This window comes from Shinella granuli, from assembly GCF_004341885.1.
GTDB classification, from domain to species: Bacteria; Pseudomonadota; Alphaproteobacteria; order Rhizobiales; family Rhizobiaceae; genus Shinella; species Shinella granuli.
This window is the reverse complement of the sequence record NZ_SLVX01000019.1, coordinates 1-16,602: the sequence shown is the minus strand read 5'-3', so window position 1 is coordinate 16,602 and position 16,602 is coordinate 1. Positions and strand designations below refer to the sequence as shown.

Genomic DNA, 16,602 nt, shown 5'->3' with positions numbered 1-16,602 from the left:
CTCTACATCCTGAAGACGCCGAAACGGGTGGGCTCGACCGGCGCATTGAGCGCTGCCGAGAGCGAAAGCGCCAGCACGTCGCGCGTCTTGCGCGGATCGACGATGCCGTCGTCCCAGAGCCGTGCCGAGGCATAGAGCGGGTGGCTCTGCCGGGCGAACATGTCGATGGTCGGCTGCTTGAAGGCAGCCTCCTCCTCGGCGCTCCAGCTACCGCCGGCGCGCTCGATGCCCTCGCGCCTGACGGTCGCAAGCACCCCCGCCGCCTGCTCGCCGCCCATGACGGCGATGCGGCTGTTCGGCCAGGTCCACAGGAAACGCGGCGAATAGGCCCGGCCGCACATGCCGTAATTGCCGGCACCGTAGGAGCCGCCGATCAGGACGGTGATCTTCGGCACCTTCGCCGTCGCGACGGCGGTGACGAGCTTCGCGCCATGTTTGGCGATGCCCTCGGCCTCGTATTTGCGGCCGACCATGAAGCCGGTGATGTTCTGCAGGAACAGGAGCGGGATGCCGCGCTGGGCGCAGAGCTCGATGAAATGCGCGCCCTTGAGGGCGGCCTCGGAGAAGAGCACGCCATTGTTGGCGATGATGCCGACCGGAAGGCCATGCAGCGCGGCAAAGCCGCAGACGAGCGTGGTGCCGAAGCGCGCCTTGAACTCGTCGAAGCGCGAGCCGTCCACCACGCGGGCGATCACCTCGCGCACGTCGTAGGGCGTGCGGGTATCGGCCGGCACGATGCCGAGCAGCTCTTCCGGGTCGTAGAGCGGCGCATCGCCGTTGCCGACCTTGGTAAACTCCGGCTTACGCGTATTGAGATTGGCGGCGATCTGGCGGGCAATCGCGAGCGCATGGCGGTCGTCGCGCGCGAGATGGTCCGCAACGCCGGAAAGACGGGTATGCACGTCGCCGCCGCCGAGATCCTCGGCCGTCACCACCTCGCCCGTCGCCGCCTTCACCAGGGGCGGGCCGGCGAGGAAGATCGTGCCCTGGTTCTCGACGATGACGGTCTCGTCGCTCATGGCCGGCACATAGGCACCGCCGGCCGTGCAACTGCCCATGACGACGGCGACCTGCGGAATGCCGGCGGCGGACATCTGCGCCTGATTGTAGAAGATGCGGCCGAAATGATCGCGGTCGGGAAAGACCTCGTCCTGGTTCGGCAGGTTGGCGCCGCCGGAATCGACGAGATAGATGCAGGGCAGCCGGTTCTCCGCAGCGATCTCCTGCGCGCGAAGATGCTTCTTCACGGTGATGGGATAGTAGGTGCCGCCCTTCACCGTCGCATCATTGCAGACGATCATGCATTCGCGGCCGGAGACGCGGCCGATGCCGGATATCATGCCGCCGGAGGGCGAAGCGCCGTCATAGAGGCCGTGGCCGGCGGTGAGGCCGATTTCGAGGAAGGCAGAGCCGGGATCGAGCAATTGCGCGACGCGGTCGCGCGGCAGGAGCTTGCCCCGGGAAACGTGGCGCTCGCGCGCCTTCGCCCCGCCGCCGTCCATGGCAAGGTCCGCCGCCGCCTCCACCAGGGCGAGTGCCTCCAGCATGGCCTTGCGGTTTGCCGCAAAGGTCTCGCTGCGGGTGTTCACGGCCGAGGGGATGACCGGCATCACAGCGTCTCCTGGAAGATTTCGCGGCCGATGAGCATGCGGCGGATCTCCGAGGTGCCGGCGCCGATCTCGTAGAGTTTCGCATCGCGCAGCAGGCGGCCCGTCGGATAGTCGTTGATATAGCCGTTGCCGCCGAGGGCCTGGATGGCTTCGAGGGCGAGCTTCGTTGCGCTTTCGGCGGAGAGCAGGATGCAGCCGGCGGCGTCCTTGCGCGTGGTCTCGCCCCTGTCGCAGGCGGTGGCCACGGCATAGACATAGGCGCGCGCGGCGTTGAAGGCGACATACATGTCGGCCACCTTGCCCTGCATCAGCTGGAACTCGCCGATCGGCCGGTCGAACTGCTTGCGCTCGTGCAGATAGGGGATGACCACGTCGAGGCAGGCGGCCATGATGCCGAGCGGGCCGCCCGAGAGCACGACGCGCTCATAATCGAGGCCGGACATCAGAACGTTGACGCCGCGCCCGACGGTGCCCATCACGTTTTCCTCCGGCACCTCGCAATCGGCGAAGACGAGTTCGCAGGTATTGGAGCCGCGCATGCCGAGCTTGTCCAGCTTCTGCGCCGTCGAGAACCCCTTGAATCCCTTTTCGATGAGGAAGGCGGTGATGCCGCGCGGGCCGGCTTCCGGATCCGTCTTGGCATAGACGACAAGCACATCCGCATCCGGCCCGTTGGTGATCCACATCTTGTTGCCGTTCAGCACATAGCGGTCGCCGCGCTTTTCGGCGCGCAGCTTCATCGAGACGACATCGGAGCCCGCGCCCGGCTCCGACATGGCGAGCGCGCCGACATGCTCGCCGGAGATCAGCTTCGGCAGGTACTTTTCCCGCTGCGCGGCGCTGGCATTGCGCACGATCTGGTTGACGCAGAGGTTGGAGTGGGCGCCATAGCTGAGACCCACCGAGGCGGAGGCGCGGCTGATCTCCTCCATCGCCACGCAATGGGCGAGATAGCCCATGCCGGACCCGCCGAGATCTTCCGGCGCGGTGATGCCGAGCAGGCCGAGATCGCCCAGCTCGCGCCAGAGCGGCATGGGAAAGGTGTTGCTCCGGTCGATCTCCGCCGCCTGCGGGGCGACGCGATCGCTCGCAAAACGCCGGACGCTCTCCCTGAGCGCGTCGATTTCCTCACCAAGCCCGAAGCTCATCGCAGCATCGTACATGTCCGTCCTCCCCGGTCGGATGCCCCGGCATCCGCCTGCTTCTTCAATTCCGGAGCCGGAAGACCCGGCTCCACCGCGGCCTCAAGCGGCCGCCCTGTGTTGTCCTGCCGTGTCGAAGGCCAGGCGCATTTCCGCCTCGCGCGCCCGCACCCGCTTCACCGCCGCCTCCTTCACCGGGCCGTAGCCACGAATTTCGCCGTAAAGCGACAGCAGCGCAACGGCGGCGTCGAGGTTCTCGCGACAGAGGTTTTCAAGCACATGCTCGACCAGCGCCACGTAGTCGGCGATGAGCTGGCGCTCCATGCGGCGCTCCGCCGTGCGGCCGAACGGGTCGAAGGCGGTGCCGCGCAGGCCCTTCAGGCCGGCGAGCAGGCCGAAGGCTGGCAGCATCCAGCGGCCGAAGCGGCGTTTTCGCGGACGGCCGTTCGCATCCTCGCCCTTGAGGAAGGGCGGCGCGAGGTTGAAGGCGATGCTGTACTTGCCCTCGAACTGCTCGGCCAGCCCCTGCTTGAAGGCCGGATCGGTGAAGAGCCGCGCCACCTCGTATTCGTCCTTGTAGGCAAGGAGCTGGGCATAGACATGCGCGACGGCGCGGACCAGCCGGTCGTCCGGCCCGAGCGCCCGTTCCGCCTGGCGCACGCGCTCGACCAGCGCCTTGTAGCGTTCGGCCAGGGCGGCGTTCTGGTAAGCCGTCAGATGTTTCATGCGATGGGCGACCAGCGCATCCGGCGCCATGGTCTCCAGCGTCGCGACCGGCTTTCCGGGGGTCAATAGGCGTTCGGCGCGGGCCGGGTCGGCGGCGATCAGGCGGCCCCAGCCGAAGGCGGAGAGCGTGGCGTCGACAGCGACACCGTTCAGCACGATCGCCTGCTCGATCGACTGGCGCGTCAGCGGGATCAGCCCCTTCTGCCAGGCAAAACCCGTCATCAGGATGTTCGTCGCCATGGCATTGCCGGCCACCTTCTCGGCGATCGTCGTGAAATCGAGAAGATGGGAGGGGTCGCGCAGCGCCGCGCGCACCGTGCCCTCGACATCGCGGCGGCGGAAATCGAAGTCGCGCTTGCGCACGAAATCGGCGACCGGCGTCAGCTTCGTGTTGACGACGCCCGTCGTGCGGTGGTGGTCGCAGAGCGTGACGGCATCCTTCGAGGCAGCCACCACGTCGTCGGCGGCCAGGAGGAGATCCGCACCGCCCGTGACGATGCGCGGCGAGGAGACATCCTCATCGCAAAGGCCGATGCGCAGGTGGCTCATGACGGCGCCGCCCTTCTGGGCAAGACCCGCCATGTCGAGGATCATCGGCGCCTTGCCGTCGAGATGGGCGGCCATGCCGAGGATGGCGCTGATCGTCAGGATGCCGGTGCCGCCGATGCCGGCAATGGCGATGTTGTAGGCGCGCTCGCCGATATCAACGATGTCGGGCTCGGCAATGCCTGATATGTCCGGGTTGGAGCGCGCGGCCTTGCGCAGCCGGCCACCCTCGACCGTCACGAAGGACGGGCAGAAACCCTTGAGGCAGGAATAATCCTTGTTGCAGGTCGACTGGTTGATCTTGCGCTTGCGGCCGAATTCCGTGTCGAGCGGCTCGACGGAGACGCAGTTCGACTGGGTGGAACAGTCGCCGCAGCCTTCGCAGACGGCGGGGTTGATCATCAGGCGGACCGGCGGGTCCTCCATCAGGCCGCGCGAGCGACGGCGGCGCTTTTCCGCCGCGCAGGTCTGCACATAGACGATGGCCGAACAGCCGGGCGCCTCGCGGATATCGCGCATCACCCGGTCCATCTCGTCGCGGTGGCGCACGATGACGCCGGGCGCGAGCACCGCCGGCGAATAGGCGTCCGGGTGGTCGGAGACGAGGTAGATCGGCGCCACGCCCTCGTCATGAAGCTGCCGCGTCATCACCTCGGGGCTGAGCGGACCATCGACGGGCTGGCCGCCGGTCATGGCAACCGCGTCGTTGTAAAGCAGCTTGTAGGTGATGTTGACGCCGGCGGCGACGGACTGGCGGATCGCCAGGATGCCGGAATGATAATAGGTGCCGTCGCCGAGATTGACGAAGATGTGCTTCTCGTCGCTGAAGGGCGCGATGCCCGACCACGGCACGCCTTCGGCACCCATATGGGTGAAGGTCGTGGTATCACGGTCCATCCACTGCACCATGTAGTGGCAGCCGATGCCAGCGGTCGCGCGGCTGCCCTCGGGCACCTTCGTGGAGGTGTTGTGCGGGCAGCCGGAGCAGAAATAGGGCACGCGCTCGACCGGCGCCGTGTGCGCCTTGCGGATTTTCTCGCGTTCCAGGAGATAGGCGAGCTCGTCGGAAATGACTGTCTTCAGGCCGGCGTCGAAATCGAACTGCAAGAGACGGGCGGCGATCGCCCGTGCCACCATGCCGACGGACAGCGCCTCCGACAGCGGCAGGAACGGCTTGTCCTGATGGTCGAACTTGCCGACGATGCGCGGCCGCTCGCCGTGATGCCAGTTGAAGAGCTGCTGCTTGATCTGGTTCTCGATGATCTCGCGGCGCTCCTCGACGACCAGCACTTCCTCCAGCCCCTGCGAGAAGTCGCGAACCCCTTCCGGCTCCAGCGGCCAGGGCATGCGGACCTTGTAGATGCGCATGCCGATCTCGGCCATCTCGGCCGGGCCGAGGGAAAGCTCCTTCAGCGCCTGCAGCACATCCTCATAGGCCTTGCCCGAGGCGATGATGCCGAAGCGGGCGCGCGGTACGTCGTGCGTCACCTCGTCCACCCGGTTGGCACGGGCGAAGGCGATGGCGGCGTAGCCCTTGTAGGTCTGGAGGCGTTCGTCCTGCGGCAGCGGCGGGTCGGGCCAGCGCAGGCCGAGGCCATCCCGCGGCAGCTCGAAATCCTGCGGGATGACGAACTGCCGGCGCTCGCCCGCAAGATCGACGGAAGCCGTCGTTTCCACCGTGTCGGCGATGAACTTCATGCCGACCCAGCAGCCGGAATAGCGCGACATGGCGGTGCCGAGCAGACCGTATTCGACGAATTCGTGGATCGAGGAGGGATAGAGCACCGGGATCAGCGCCGACATGAAGGCATGGTCGGACTGGTGCGGAATGGAGGACGACTTTGCCGAATGGTCGTCGCCGGCGAAACAGAGCACGCCGCCATGTTTCGCGGTGCCGGCGGCATTGGCGTGCTTCAGCACGTCGCCGCAACGGTCGACACCCGGCCCCTTGCCGTACCAGTAGCCGGCAACGCCGTCATAGCGCGCGCCCGGCGAGAGGTGGAGCTGCTGCGTGCCCCAGACGGCGGTGGCCGCCAGGTCCTCGTTGACGCCCGGCCGGAACACGATGTCGTGCGCCGCCAAATGCTTCTTCGCCTTTGCAAGCTGCTGGTCGTAGCCGCCGAGCGGCGATCCGCGATAACCCGAGATGAATGCGGCGGTGTTCAGCCCCGCGGCCCGGTCGCGCCGCATCTGGACGATGGGCAGGCGCACGAGTGCCTGGGTGCCGGAAAGGAAGATCCTCCCCTCCTCCGCCATATACTTGTCCTCGAGAGAAAAGCTCTGCTTGAGCATGACTTCCTCCTCGATGGCCCTCCTCCGTGAAAGCCATCCTCCATATGTAGGAGCTTACCCATGGAATGGGAGGAGCGGGTCCCTATTTTCGCGGCGGAGCATCACAGTTTCGGGATGGCATCCGCAAAAGCGGCCGCTGGGCGCAAAGCCATCCTCATTTCCCGTCAGATCGGAACGCGGTGCGTGTTCTTCAGCTCGTCGAGCGCGAAGCTGGAATTGACGAAGCCGACGCCCGGCAGGCGCAGCAGCGCCTTCTTCAGGATCTCCTCGTACTGGCGCACGCTGCTCGTCAGCACCCGCAGCACATAGTCATGATCCCCGGTCATGGAATAGCACTGCACAACCTCCGGCATGTGCCGCACCGCCTTCTCGAATTCCAGCAGCGTCGCCTCGTCGTGCTGCTTCAGCCGCACGAAGCAGAAGACCGACACCTCGAAGCCGACGCGCTTCGGATCGACGGCGACGATGCGGCCGCGGATGATGCCCTGCCGCTCCATCTCCTTGATGCGCCGCCAGCAGGGCGTGTGGCTGAGCCCGACGCGCTCGCCGATCTCGGCGACCGTCAGCTCCGGTTCGCTCTGCAGCAGCCGCAGGATCTTGCGGCTCGTCTCGTCCATGCCGCTTTCGCCCATCTAGAGGAGCCCGCGGGAGGAGAGGTTGCGCATCAGCGCGGCGATGCCGAAGGTCCAGGGCGGGCATTCGGTGGAAAGGCGCACGGTGTTGGCAAGGGCGCCCAGCTCGGCATTGGAGATCGTCACCCGGTCGCCGGTCTTGTGGGTAAAGCCCTGGCCGGGGGTATCGCGATCCTCGACGGGCGCGAAGAGCGTCCCCATGAACAGCAGGAAGCCGTCAGGATATTGGTGGTGCTTGCCGATCGTCTGGGCAACGAGGTCGAGCGGATCGCGGCTGATCTCGCGCATCGTGCTGCGCCCCTTCAGGACGAAACCGTCCTCGCCCTCGATCAGGAGATCGAGATCGGCCTTGCGCACGTCGTCGATCGCATAGGTCTCGTCGAAGAGGCGGATGAAGGGGCCGATCGCGGCCGAGGCATTGTTGTCCTTGGCCTTGCCGAGCAGCAGCGCCGAGCGGCCCTCGACATCGCGCAGGTTCACGTCGTTGCCGAGCGTCGCGCCCTTGACGCGGCCTTGGCTGTCGACCGCCAGCACGATTTCCGGCTCCGGATTGTTCCACCTGGAGATCGGGTGCAGCCCCACCGAGGCGCCCCAGCCGACGGCGGCCAGCACCGGCGCCTTGGTAAAGACCTCGGCATCCGGCCCGATGCCGACTTCCAGGTATTGCGACCAGACGCCTTCCTCGATCAGCGCCGCCTTGACCTTGGCCGCCGCGTCCGAGCCTGCCTTCAGGTCGCGCAGGCTGTCGCCGATGATGGCGGTGACGCGGCCGCGCACCTTTTCCGCCAGCGCCGGATTGCCCGCCGCCTTCTCCTCGATCACGCGCTCGATCATCGAGCGGGCGAAGGTGACGCCGCAGGCCTTGACGGCCTGGAGATCGCACGGCGCGAGCAGGTGCAGCCGGGAAAAATTGCCGGCGCCCTCGACGGATGCCTCCAGCACGGCATCGAGCGTGCCGAACGGATCGCAGGGCGCCGCACGCGCGACAGCCGCCGGATCGTCCGTTTCCAGAAGGTCCCGCATCGTCGGGATGGCCTTGGACGTGATGTCACACAGCTTGCCGTCCCGCAGCACCACCACTGCCGGCCCCTGCACATCCGGCCGCCAGACGCGCCCGACAAAAGTTCCCCGCGAAAAATCGCCTGCCGTCATCGTCACACGCCGCTCCTCCAAGAATCCTCGACTGGAGTTCTAGACCGAAAAGCATGACGGGGAACAGGGAGAAGACAGGCGCACGCAAACGAAAATAGGGGGATGGCGGACGGGAGCGCCGCCATCCCGCATGATCAGGCCGGCCGGGTGCGCACCGCCGAGACGATGGTGAGTGCGGCCAGCAGCAGCACGGCGCCGCTGGCGACGAAGACGCTCGTCACGCCGGTTGTATCGAACAGGGCCCCGCCTGCGGCGGCACCGGTCGCGATGGCGAAATTGATGGCGGCGACGAAGAGGCCGCCGGCGCTTTCGGCCTCGTCCGGCACGGCGCGGGTGATCCAGGTCGACCAGGCGACCGGCACCGCGCCGAAGGCGAGACCCCAGAGTGCGACCATGGCCGCATCGCCGGCAAGGCTGCCGCCGAAGACGGAGAGCGAGAAGGCAAGCGCGCCCATCACCACCGGCATGATCGTCAGCGTGAAGCGCATGGAGCGTTCCAGCAGCACGGCGCCAAGATAGTTGCCGAAGAAGGTGGCGATGCCGAAGCCGAGCAAGACGGCCGAGAAGCCCTCGACGCCGAGACCCGTCACCGTTTCGAGGAACGGCCGTATATAGGTGAAGAAGGCGAAATGGCCGGTGAAAACGAGCAGGATCGCGAACATCGCGAAACCGACGCCGGGCCGCATCAGCACCTCGAAGAGCGTGCCGAAGCGCGAATGGCCGCGCGGCGGAAGCGAGGGCAGCGTCGCAAACTGCACGACGAGCGCCAGCGCGCCGAGCACGGCGGCGCCTAGAAAGACGTTCCGCCAGCCGACGATATCGCCGACATAGCTGCCGACGGGCGCGGCGAAGACCGTGGCCGCCGATACGCCGAGGAACATGACCGACAAGGCCTTCGGCACATAGGCCTCCGGCACCAGCCGCATCATGGTCGCCGCCGAAAGCGTCCAGAAGCCGCCGAGCGCCATGCCGAGCAACACACGCCCGGCCAGAAGCATGGCGAGGTTCGACGCCATCGCCACCAGGAGGTTCGAGAAGATCAGGAGGACCGAAAGGCCGAGCAGCACGAGCCGCCGGTCGATCCTGCGGGTCACCACCGTGACCAACAGGCTCGTCGCCAGCGCGACCGCCGCCGTCGCCGTCACCGCCTGGCCGGCCATGCCCTCGGAGATCCGAAGGTCCGCCGCCATCGGCGTCAGCAGGCTTGCGGGGAGGAATTCCGCGCCCACCAGCCCGAACACGCCGAACGTCATCGATATCACGGCTCCCCAGGCCGGCCGCGCATCCGCTTCGCTCTGCGGCGCCGCGATTGTTGCATCCGTCATCTGCCATCCCTTTCCTGTTGCAGTGCGTGCTCCAAGAGGTGGGTTGAAATGCAAGACGCACAATGTCATTTTATCCGCAATGTTTGATCAATCGTCCGACCCTGTAAAAAACCTGCATGACCCCGTCAGCGAGCTCCTGATGGGCATGCGCCTTCGCGGCGCGAGCTACGGCCGGCTCCAGCTCAGCCCACCCTTCGGCATCCGCTTCCCGGCGGGACCGGAAGCCCGCTTTCATTTCGTCTCCCGCGGCAAGGTGCTGCTGCGCGCACAGGGCGAGGCCGGGCGCGAACTTGCCTGCGGCGACGCCGTGCTTCTGCCGCGCGGCGAGATGCACGAGATCGTCACCGGGCCGCATGTCCAGATCCGCGACTACGACAGCTATACGCGAAAGCCGCTCTGCGCCGATGTGGCGGCGGTGGAAGCCTGCATCAAGACCGCCGACCGGGAAAACGACACGCTGATCTTCACCGGGCGCATGGAATTCGAGCTCGATACGCTGCATCCGCTGGTCGGCCTCATGCCGCAGATCATGTCGGTCGGCGCGCTGATCGGCCGCCAGCCGGAGCTGATGCCGCTGCTCGACGCGATGGAGCGGGAGATGGGGGAGGAGCGCGTCGGCTCGGCCGGCATCCTGGCGCGCCTTGCAGACGTGGTCGCCGCCTCCATCGTGCGCGGCTGGGTGGAATGCGGCTGCGGCGATGCGACGGGCTGGATCGAGGCGCTGCGCGATCCGCGCCTTGGCCGCGTCATCGCCGCCCTCCACCGCGAGCCCGGCCGCAACTGGACGCTCGCCGACATGGCAGAGGAAATGGGCAGCTCCCGATCGGTTTTCGCAAAACGCTTCGTCGAGGTGACGGGCGTGACGCCGCAGCGCTACGTGCTTGCCCTGCGCATGCGCCTTGCCGAACAATGGTTCCGTCGCGACAAGCTCTCGATCGACACCGCCGCCCGCCGCCTCGGCTTCGGCTCCCAGGCCGCCTTCGCCCGCGCCTTCAAACGCGTCGTCGGCGAACCGCCCGGCCAGACACGCAGGAAGGCGGCGACACCATCCGGCACCTGAGCGTCAAGGTGCGTGGTGAGCAGCCGAAATGCCTTGCTACCCCCTCGGGGTCAAAACGAGCGGAAGCCCACCCACTTCATCGGTGATGGGTAAATCCTCCCCGGGCGCATTATGACCGCGGATTTACCGGCATGGATATGATGGGCCGGGCGGCGTCTTAAGGCTGGATAGGCCACCGCTTCGACGCGCCTCCCGGCCTTAACGACCGTCAAAGAATGAAATCGCTCGCCTTGAGATTGATGTTGGCGTCGATGGCGATAGAAAAATCCGCTTTGCCGTCTCCGTTTACATCACCGTGGATGAATGTGTCGCCGCCCTTCTTGTCGTAGCGCAGTTCACCCGCCTTGTTGTGGAAGCCGGCGGTGCCGATGAACTTGAAATCCTGGTCGCCGCCGCTCTTCGTGCTGGCGTCGATGCCGCCGAGGTCGATCTTGTCCTTCTGCGACTGGGAGAAATCGAGGATCGTGTCGCCGGTCGCGGCCTTCACCGTCTTGAAGACGAAGAGATCGGCACCTCCGTTGCCCTTGAGGATATTGGCCTCACCATTCGAGACCAGCGTATCTTTACCGCGACCGCCAATCGCGTTCTCGAAGTTCCGAATGTGGAATTCGCCGCTTCCGGTTTTCACGCTCGATGCGCCGTTGAGGTCGATGGTCAGCCTGGCTGAAAACGCAGTGAAGTTGACGGTGTCAGAATCTTTTCCAGATCCCAGAACTCTCTCGCCACCATTCAGCGACACCACAAGCTCCTTGTCCGCCAGTGCGCTGAGGATGATTTCATCGGCATCACGGCCGAGGTTGACATATTCAGCGCCGCCCTTGCCGAGGTTGACGACATCGGCTCCCCCGCCTCCGTTGATGGTTCCCATGAGCCCCGTATCAGTCGTGAGCGTGTCATTCCCTGTCCCCAGAATGACATTCTCCGCTTCGCCTCCGCCGGTCATGACGACATGATCGTTTCCACCGCCGAGGTCCATGTGATTGACCCAGTACCCAACGGTTACCTTCTGGACGCCATTGCCGGCTAGGAGCGACTCCACCTGGGCATTCTTCAAGGTAATGGTACTTGTTCCGGTGCCGCCGGCGAGCAGGACGTCAATGTAGGCACGACCTGCATCGCTGGTACCGGTCGTCGCGTCAGTGATGTTGAAGTTCGCATTGATGTTCGCGCGAATAACACTCACGGCCCATGACGAGCCGCTCAACTTCAAATTGACGGTAAAACTGGGACCCTCGGTCGGGACGTTGAAGTCGACCATGTCATACAATAGCCGATCCTCGCCCCATCGATACGTGTCCTCTCCGACAACAACAGAAGTCTTGCCATCGAGTTCTCCGCTGTAGTTGGATGTTATGATACCCATCGAGCCCCCTCCCGTCAGTTCGAAGAATAGTATCAAGCTTTCAGCAAAATGGGAGAGCGATCAGTGGAGGAGGGGGTGGAAATACGGTCGCCGTCAGAGCAACAGGTCCCTGCCAATGCAGGGACGGAACAGGGCTTGCATGTCTCTTGAGAAGCGGCCCTGGATCAGGGCCACGGATATTCTACGAGATCACAATAGCCGACGCGAGGGAAACCGCACACCAACGCTGCGAGCGGGCCGCCCTTGCCGATCGGATCACCATGGGCAGTACCGCCAGACAATCCGATCGGTCTCCACCTTGCCGGGCCTACGCAGGTGGCGTCCGGTTTCGCGCAGGAGCAAATCGCCAATGCGCTCGACAGCTGACATAAAGCTCAAAAAGCTCAAAAAAAATAAGTTCTTTTCGGGGGGAAATAATGGTGCTGCTAGAGGGCATCCCATTGTAATATCAGAGTAATCCAAGCTCGCCCACCACTTATCAACGCCATTGACCCGCCGCCCTGTTCGTGTTTCGTTCGGGATCATGTATTTTTACCCTCAATCACCCAATCGCACAGCAAAAGGTGGATTGGCGGGGGGATGAAAATAGACCGGCTGAGGCATGCGAGCGACCAATCGGCTAACGGCAAGAGGCATTGCTGGGCTCCCTCCCGGTAAGCATGCTGGTGGCGGCGGGCTGTGGCTGGTGAAGCGCGAGGACGGCGGAGCGCAATGGGTGCTTCGCGTCACCATCCAATAAAACGTCCAGAAGATGGCCGACGCCGCGAGATGGGCCTTGGCTCCCTTCTGGACGTTTCATTGAAAGAGGCGCGCGAGGCCGCGGACAAATGGCGCGCTTCCGTCCGCGCAAATGTAGATCCGATCAAGGAGCGGAAGAAGCAGCGGCGCGAGGCGGCGAAGAAACTGCACAGCCTACGTGACTGGATAGCTGAGACAACCGATGTCGCCTACGAAGTCGCAGAGACGGCGCTAGGCCATGTCGGCGGCGGCCAGGTAGAGCGTGCGTATGCCGTACTGATTATCTGGAGCAGCGTCGGAAGCTTCTGGAGCGGTGGCAAATCATGCCACCGGCAAGAGCGGCAAGCTGCTTCGCCTGGTGCAGAACGAATAACAGGAACCCGTAGGGATAGGCCGGCAAGCCAGGATGCACCGCCTGGTTTCCCTGCGGTAACATGGTGCTTCGCAAGGTGCTGCGATGGTGGACATTGACGACAAACTATTCTGGATCGGTGGACTTGGCTGGCCGGGTGACGCCTACGGTCAAGTGTTTCTTGTCGAGCGGCCAGACAGTTAGGAAAGACACTTTTCCCGTCAGACTGGACCGGCGCGGAGATGGTGACGGAGCTGCCATATCCAAGGGACGTGTTTTACATCGACGGCGAGGAACGAACGATGCCTAAACCGCTTTTTTGGATCGAGGTCCACCTTCTCGATATTCTTGCTCGGGTTATTCGAGAGAACCACCCGGAGATTGGTATCCGCTTCACGCCGGGTCCGACGCGCCGGCCGGTGCTGACGGATGAGCAATATATGATGGCGCTGATGACTATCGAGCGCGTGAATCCTATCCGCGGCGCGGCGCTTTCTCGCTGGGCTAAGGTGTCCGCCGAACTCGCCTCCGCGCTTCGGGATGGTAAGATCAAGTTTACCCTCCTCCCGAGGAGATGATTGAGTTTCTCGATATGCTTGACGGCGACCCTGACCTTGAGGACGGTGGCGATGCCGACTGGTCCGGCTATGAGGACGAGTTGCCAACGCGCCAATGGTCGAGCGACGGCGTGGCGGAGGCGTTTCGCATGATTGAAGCCTCGCCAGCAGCATCGAAGCGGGCCGACGAATACGCCGACACACCACGGCCGCCGCTGCTCCACGATTTCCGGGGAGGCGTCGGCAAATGAAGCTCATTGCCCTCCTCATCGCAATAGCCTCCTGAAAGCCGCCAAGGGCATTGCCTGGGCGCGTGAACTGGTGGCCGATGCGGGGTATGGATCATCGACCAGTGCGACCCGAAGACCCGGAGGCGCACATGAGCGCGGTCCCTGCGATACAAGCCGCCCCGGTGCCGTGCCGGAAAGCTGGCAGCGATACCAGGACGAGACGGGCGAGGAATATCGTTGCGGCAAGGAAGCTGCCGCGCAGAACCGCGCCAAGGCCGATCGCCCCGGGATTTGGCGGGGCGAATTCACGGAACCATGTGTGGCAAGAGCGAAGTGAGAGGCGGCTGCTAAAATGCAGAACCCGGCCGCCGCCCCAGTCAGCAGCTCACAGGATAAAGTCTGTGGCCTTCAGATTGATAAGAGGATCCAGCGCAATTGAGAAGTCGGCCTTTCCATCGCCGTTTACGTCGCCTTGAATCAGAGTGTCTCCGCCCTTCTTTTCGTAGCGCAGCTCACCGACCTTCTTGTGGAACGCGTCATCGCCGATGAACTTGAACTTCTGATCGCCGCCGACCTTGGAGTTGGCGTCGATTGCTGAAACGTCGACCTTGTCTTTTTCCTTCTGGCTGAAATCGAAAATCTTGTCGCGGCCTGAAGCGGCAACGGTCGAGTCCTTGACTGATTTGAAGATGAAGGTGTCAGCGCCAGCGCCGCCGTAGAGCTTGTCAGCGCCAATGCCGCCGGTGATCTTGTCGTTACCGCCAAACCCGAACAGCGCGTCCGCCTTGTTTCCTCCGAGCAGGACGTCGTTGCCAGAAAGAACCTTGGCGATGATCTTCGCGTCGTCAGCGGTGCTGCTGGTCTTCGCAGCCTTCACGATGTCGGTCGCGCTGACCTTGGCTCCTTCAATGAAGGCAACTCGCGTGCCCTGATAGAACGTCGCGTAGCTGGTCACCGTGCCGGCGGTAGGCTCGCCGGATGAATCATATTTGAAACCGGAACCGCGAAATTCGTCTGCCGTACCATCCGAATAGTTGACGCGGTACATCGACGATGTGGCTCGGTAGTCATCGCCAAAGAATAGAGTACTGAAATCGTAGTCCCGCATGTCGAGCCCGAAATTCTTGTGAATCGTGATCTTGGCCATATGCCCCTCCTTGAGTTGAGGGGAGGGAACCATCAATTCACGCAAAAGTCGAGATGGGCGCATGTCGAACCGGACAAAACTTACGGCAGCCCTATGCTGCCTCCTTCTTGCCGCCTGCGCCTCCCGCGAGGATCGCCAGTGGCGCGACCTTCAAACTATCCTCGAACTCGAAAGGGCACGCTGATGCTTGGCAGCTTCAAGATTGATAAGAGCAACTTCGGCCACGCGCTGGAGGCCGTGCTGATCGCCTTATGCTCGCTGCTGTAGAGCTTGCCATGTTCGGCTGGGCGTCGGGCGCGAACAGTAGAAGGCCGCCAGCCCGTCTGATCCCCCTGTAGGTCTGGCGGGTTAGAGTGGGGCATGCGGCAGAAACCCGTATGCTCCGCTCGCTGAGCGCACGGCCGGCATACCCTGCCAATGCAGGGAGAAAGCAGGCCGGGGCATGTCCGCAGGCGCCGCCTCCTATTACCATTTCAGAGACGGCGCCCGCTCGCGCCTGCGCGGGGCCTTCCTTGCTTGCAAAATTGGGGAAGGCGTTCCGACGGTAACCTGCGTGGCGCTTGCCGACCTCCGAAATCTTGCCGTTTGTCACGAGAGTGCGAGGCCGCGTCCGGTTCGACCACGCCCGGCTGGCATCATCCAGCTATTCTATCGACTCAATCGTCCGGATGTTGCATCCTTCACCTCGCCTCATCAAACGAGGCTTTGCCTCACGGCACGCTAGATCACCGGGTTAACAACTTTGTTGGAGGGCAAGGCGTGAGCTTGGATGACTTCATACGCATCTTCAGGTGTGATGGCGCGGTCGGGTATGCTTTGGTCGGGTTCGTTCTTTTCTCGATCGCTTGCGAGGTCAATTCGAGAATGCGAGGATGGGATAGTTATCGCTCGCGCTTTCTTTTCGTTGTGTACGGGACAGTTGGGTTCCTGATAGGCGGCGGGGTCTATCTTATCTCACAAGGTCATTGCACAGCCAGCGCCCCGGTCGTGGCCGCTCTGTCCCCCATTTAGTGTTTTGAAGGCGCTCGATCCTCGCCTATCAGGAAGCGCCTTGGCAGGGAGCGGTTTGAATGAACGGCCCCGAATCCATATTGCGTTTTTGACGGTGCTATGGTGGTGGACCTGCGCACTACCGGGCCGTCTGTCGCTGCGACAGTCTCGATCAGGTGATTTGCCGTCTTAAGAGGTTGCTGGCTACGAACCTATTTGCGCTGCAAAACAATTTTGCTGGTGATGACAGGCTTGCCCGATTTCGGATCCCTGTCTGTGGTCGTCAGGATGAGACCATGAGGATCGGTCTTGGCTACGGAGAGCTGGGCGCGGCGGTCGCCGTTGATCTTCTTTGCCCAGTTGATCGTCAGATTTAATGTGTTCCCGTTGCGCTTTCCCGTCAGCCTTGCAGGCCCCGAGCCTCCACCGATGTAGGATCCTCGATAAGAGTTGCCGCTACGAACCAATTCGGCGCCAACCGCGCGCGAGACCAGAACGAGTGCTCTGCATTTACCGTTGAGGGAAAATGAAGCCGGCGTAGCCTTCGACTGGAAGGAGCATGTTACATTGATGGGGTCTTTGTCCGTCCGAAGGCGCACTTGACCTTTCCCCGCGTATTGACCTTCGAGCGAGCGGAGGAATTCTGTGAGAGCGGCGGTGCAAAAGTCGGCCACGGTAGCGGCGGCATAATGCTGCTGCGGGCGGAGTAAAATCCGGCCACCTATTTCCTTTCTGCAACG

At 63.7% G+C, this 16,602-nt stretch carries 13 protein-coding genes and 1 pseudogene; 4 read left to right on the top strand and 10 right to left on the bottom strand.

Features of this window, described 5'->3' with window-relative positions; genetic code table 11:
• Window positions 1-2 precede the first annotated feature (2 nt).
• From EV665_RS23405 to EV665_RS23380, 6 genes are all read right to left on the bottom strand, one after another.
• Entirely contained in the window at window positions 3-1,610 is a 1,608-nt protein-coding gene (locus EV665_RS23405; RefSeq protein WP_133035922.1) for a carboxyl transferase domain-containing protein, read from the bottom strand.
• The gene (locus EV665_RS23400) at window positions 1,610-2,758 is read right to left on the bottom strand and encodes an isovaleryl-CoA dehydrogenase (RefSeq protein WP_281048278.1); all 1,149 of its coding nucleotides are present in this window, start codon (window positions 2,756-2,758) and stop codon (window positions 1,610-1,612) included. Before EV665_RS23400 ends, EV665_RS23405 begins: the two co-directional genes overlap by 1 nt.
• Window positions 2,759-2,854: 96 nt before the next feature.
• On the bottom strand, window positions 2,855-6,316 hold the full coding sequence (locus EV665_RS23395) for an indolepyruvate ferredoxin oxidoreductase family protein (protein ID WP_133035920.1): 3,462 nt from the start codon (window positions 6,314-6,316) through the stop codon (window positions 2,855-2,857).
• A 164-nt stretch (window positions 6,317-6,480) separates the two neighbouring features.
• Entirely contained in the window at window positions 6,481-6,933 is a 453-nt protein-coding gene (locus tag EV665_RS23390; protein ID WP_133035919.1) for an Lrp/AsnC family transcriptional regulator, read from the bottom strand.
• 15 nt (window positions 6,934-6,948) lie between these two features.
• The gene (locus EV665_RS23385) at window positions 6,949-8,100 is read right to left on the bottom strand and encodes a fumarylacetoacetate hydrolase family protein (protein ID WP_133035979.1); all 1,152 of its coding nucleotides are present in this window, start codon (window positions 8,098-8,100) and stop codon (window positions 6,949-6,951) included.
• 134 nt (window positions 8,101-8,234) lie between these two features.
• Complete coding sequence (locus tag EV665_RS23380; RefSeq protein WP_133035918.1) at window positions 8,235-9,425, bottom strand: MFS transporter; 1,191 nt, start codon at window positions 9,423-9,425, stop codon at window positions 8,235-8,237.
• Window positions 9,426-9,504: 79 nt separating this feature from the next.
• Between EV665_RS23380 and EV665_RS23375 the strand changes: the two genes are divergently transcribed.
• A complete protein-coding gene (locus EV665_RS23375) occupies window positions 9,505-10,485 on the top strand; it encodes an AraC family transcriptional regulator (RefSeq protein WP_064328788.1) in 981 nt (326 codons plus the stop codon).
• A gap of 208 nt (window positions 10,486-10,693) precedes the next feature.
• Here the strand turns inward: EV665_RS23375 and EV665_RS23370 are convergent, their stop codons facing one another.
• Both EV665_RS23370 and EV665_RS23365 read right to left on the bottom strand, forming a co-directional pair.
• Window positions 10,694-11,848, bottom strand: coding sequence for a M10 family metallopeptidase C-terminal domain-containing protein (locus EV665_RS23370; RefSeq protein ID WP_133035917.1), 1,155 nt, complete (start codon window positions 11,846-11,848; stop codon window positions 10,694-10,696).
• Window positions 11,849-12,103: 255 nt separating this feature from the next.
• Window positions 12,104-12,373 carry a hypothetical protein gene (locus tag EV665_RS23365; RefSeq protein WP_133035916.1) on the bottom strand — a complete coding sequence of 90 codons (270 nt, stop codon included), beginning with the start codon at window positions 12,371-12,373 and terminating at the stop codon, window positions 12,104-12,106.
• Between the two features lie 76 nt (window positions 12,374-12,449).
• On the opposite strand from EV665_RS23365, the pseudogene EV665_RS32900 reads away from it, so the two are divergent.
• The 3 genes and pseudogenes from EV665_RS32900 to EV665_RS23350 all read left to right on the top strand — a co-directional run.
• Window positions 12,450-12,769: pseudogene (locus EV665_RS32900) on the top strand (Arm DNA-binding domain-containing protein); the annotation flags it as partial.
• A gap of 411 nt (window positions 12,770-13,180) precedes the next feature.
• Window positions 13,181-13,516 carry a hypothetical protein gene (locus EV665_RS23355; RefSeq protein ID WP_162853142.1) on the top strand — a complete coding sequence of 112 codons (336 nt, stop codon included), beginning with the start codon at window positions 13,181-13,183 and terminating at the stop codon, window positions 13,514-13,516.
• Window positions 13,513-13,746 carry a hypothetical protein gene (locus EV665_RS23350; RefSeq protein WP_133035914.1) on the top strand — a complete coding sequence of 78 codons (234 nt, stop codon included), beginning with the start codon at window positions 13,513-13,515 and terminating at the stop codon, window positions 13,744-13,746. Before EV665_RS23355 ends, EV665_RS23350 begins: the two co-directional genes overlap by 4 nt.
• 364 nt (window positions 13,747-14,110) lie before the next feature.
• On the opposite strand, the gene EV665_RS23345 is transcribed toward EV665_RS23350, so the two are convergent.
• Together EV665_RS23345 and EV665_RS32430 are read right to left on the bottom strand one after the other, a co-directional pair.
• Complete coding sequence (locus EV665_RS23345) at window positions 14,111-14,872, bottom strand: calcium-binding protein (protein ID WP_133035913.1); 762 nt, start codon at window positions 14,870-14,872, stop codon at window positions 14,111-14,113.
• Window positions 14,873-16,074: 1,202 nt separating this feature from the next.
• Window positions 16,075-16,602: hypothetical protein (locus tag EV665_RS32430; protein ID WP_162853141.1), on the bottom strand; the 528-nt coding region annotated here is incomplete at its 5' end.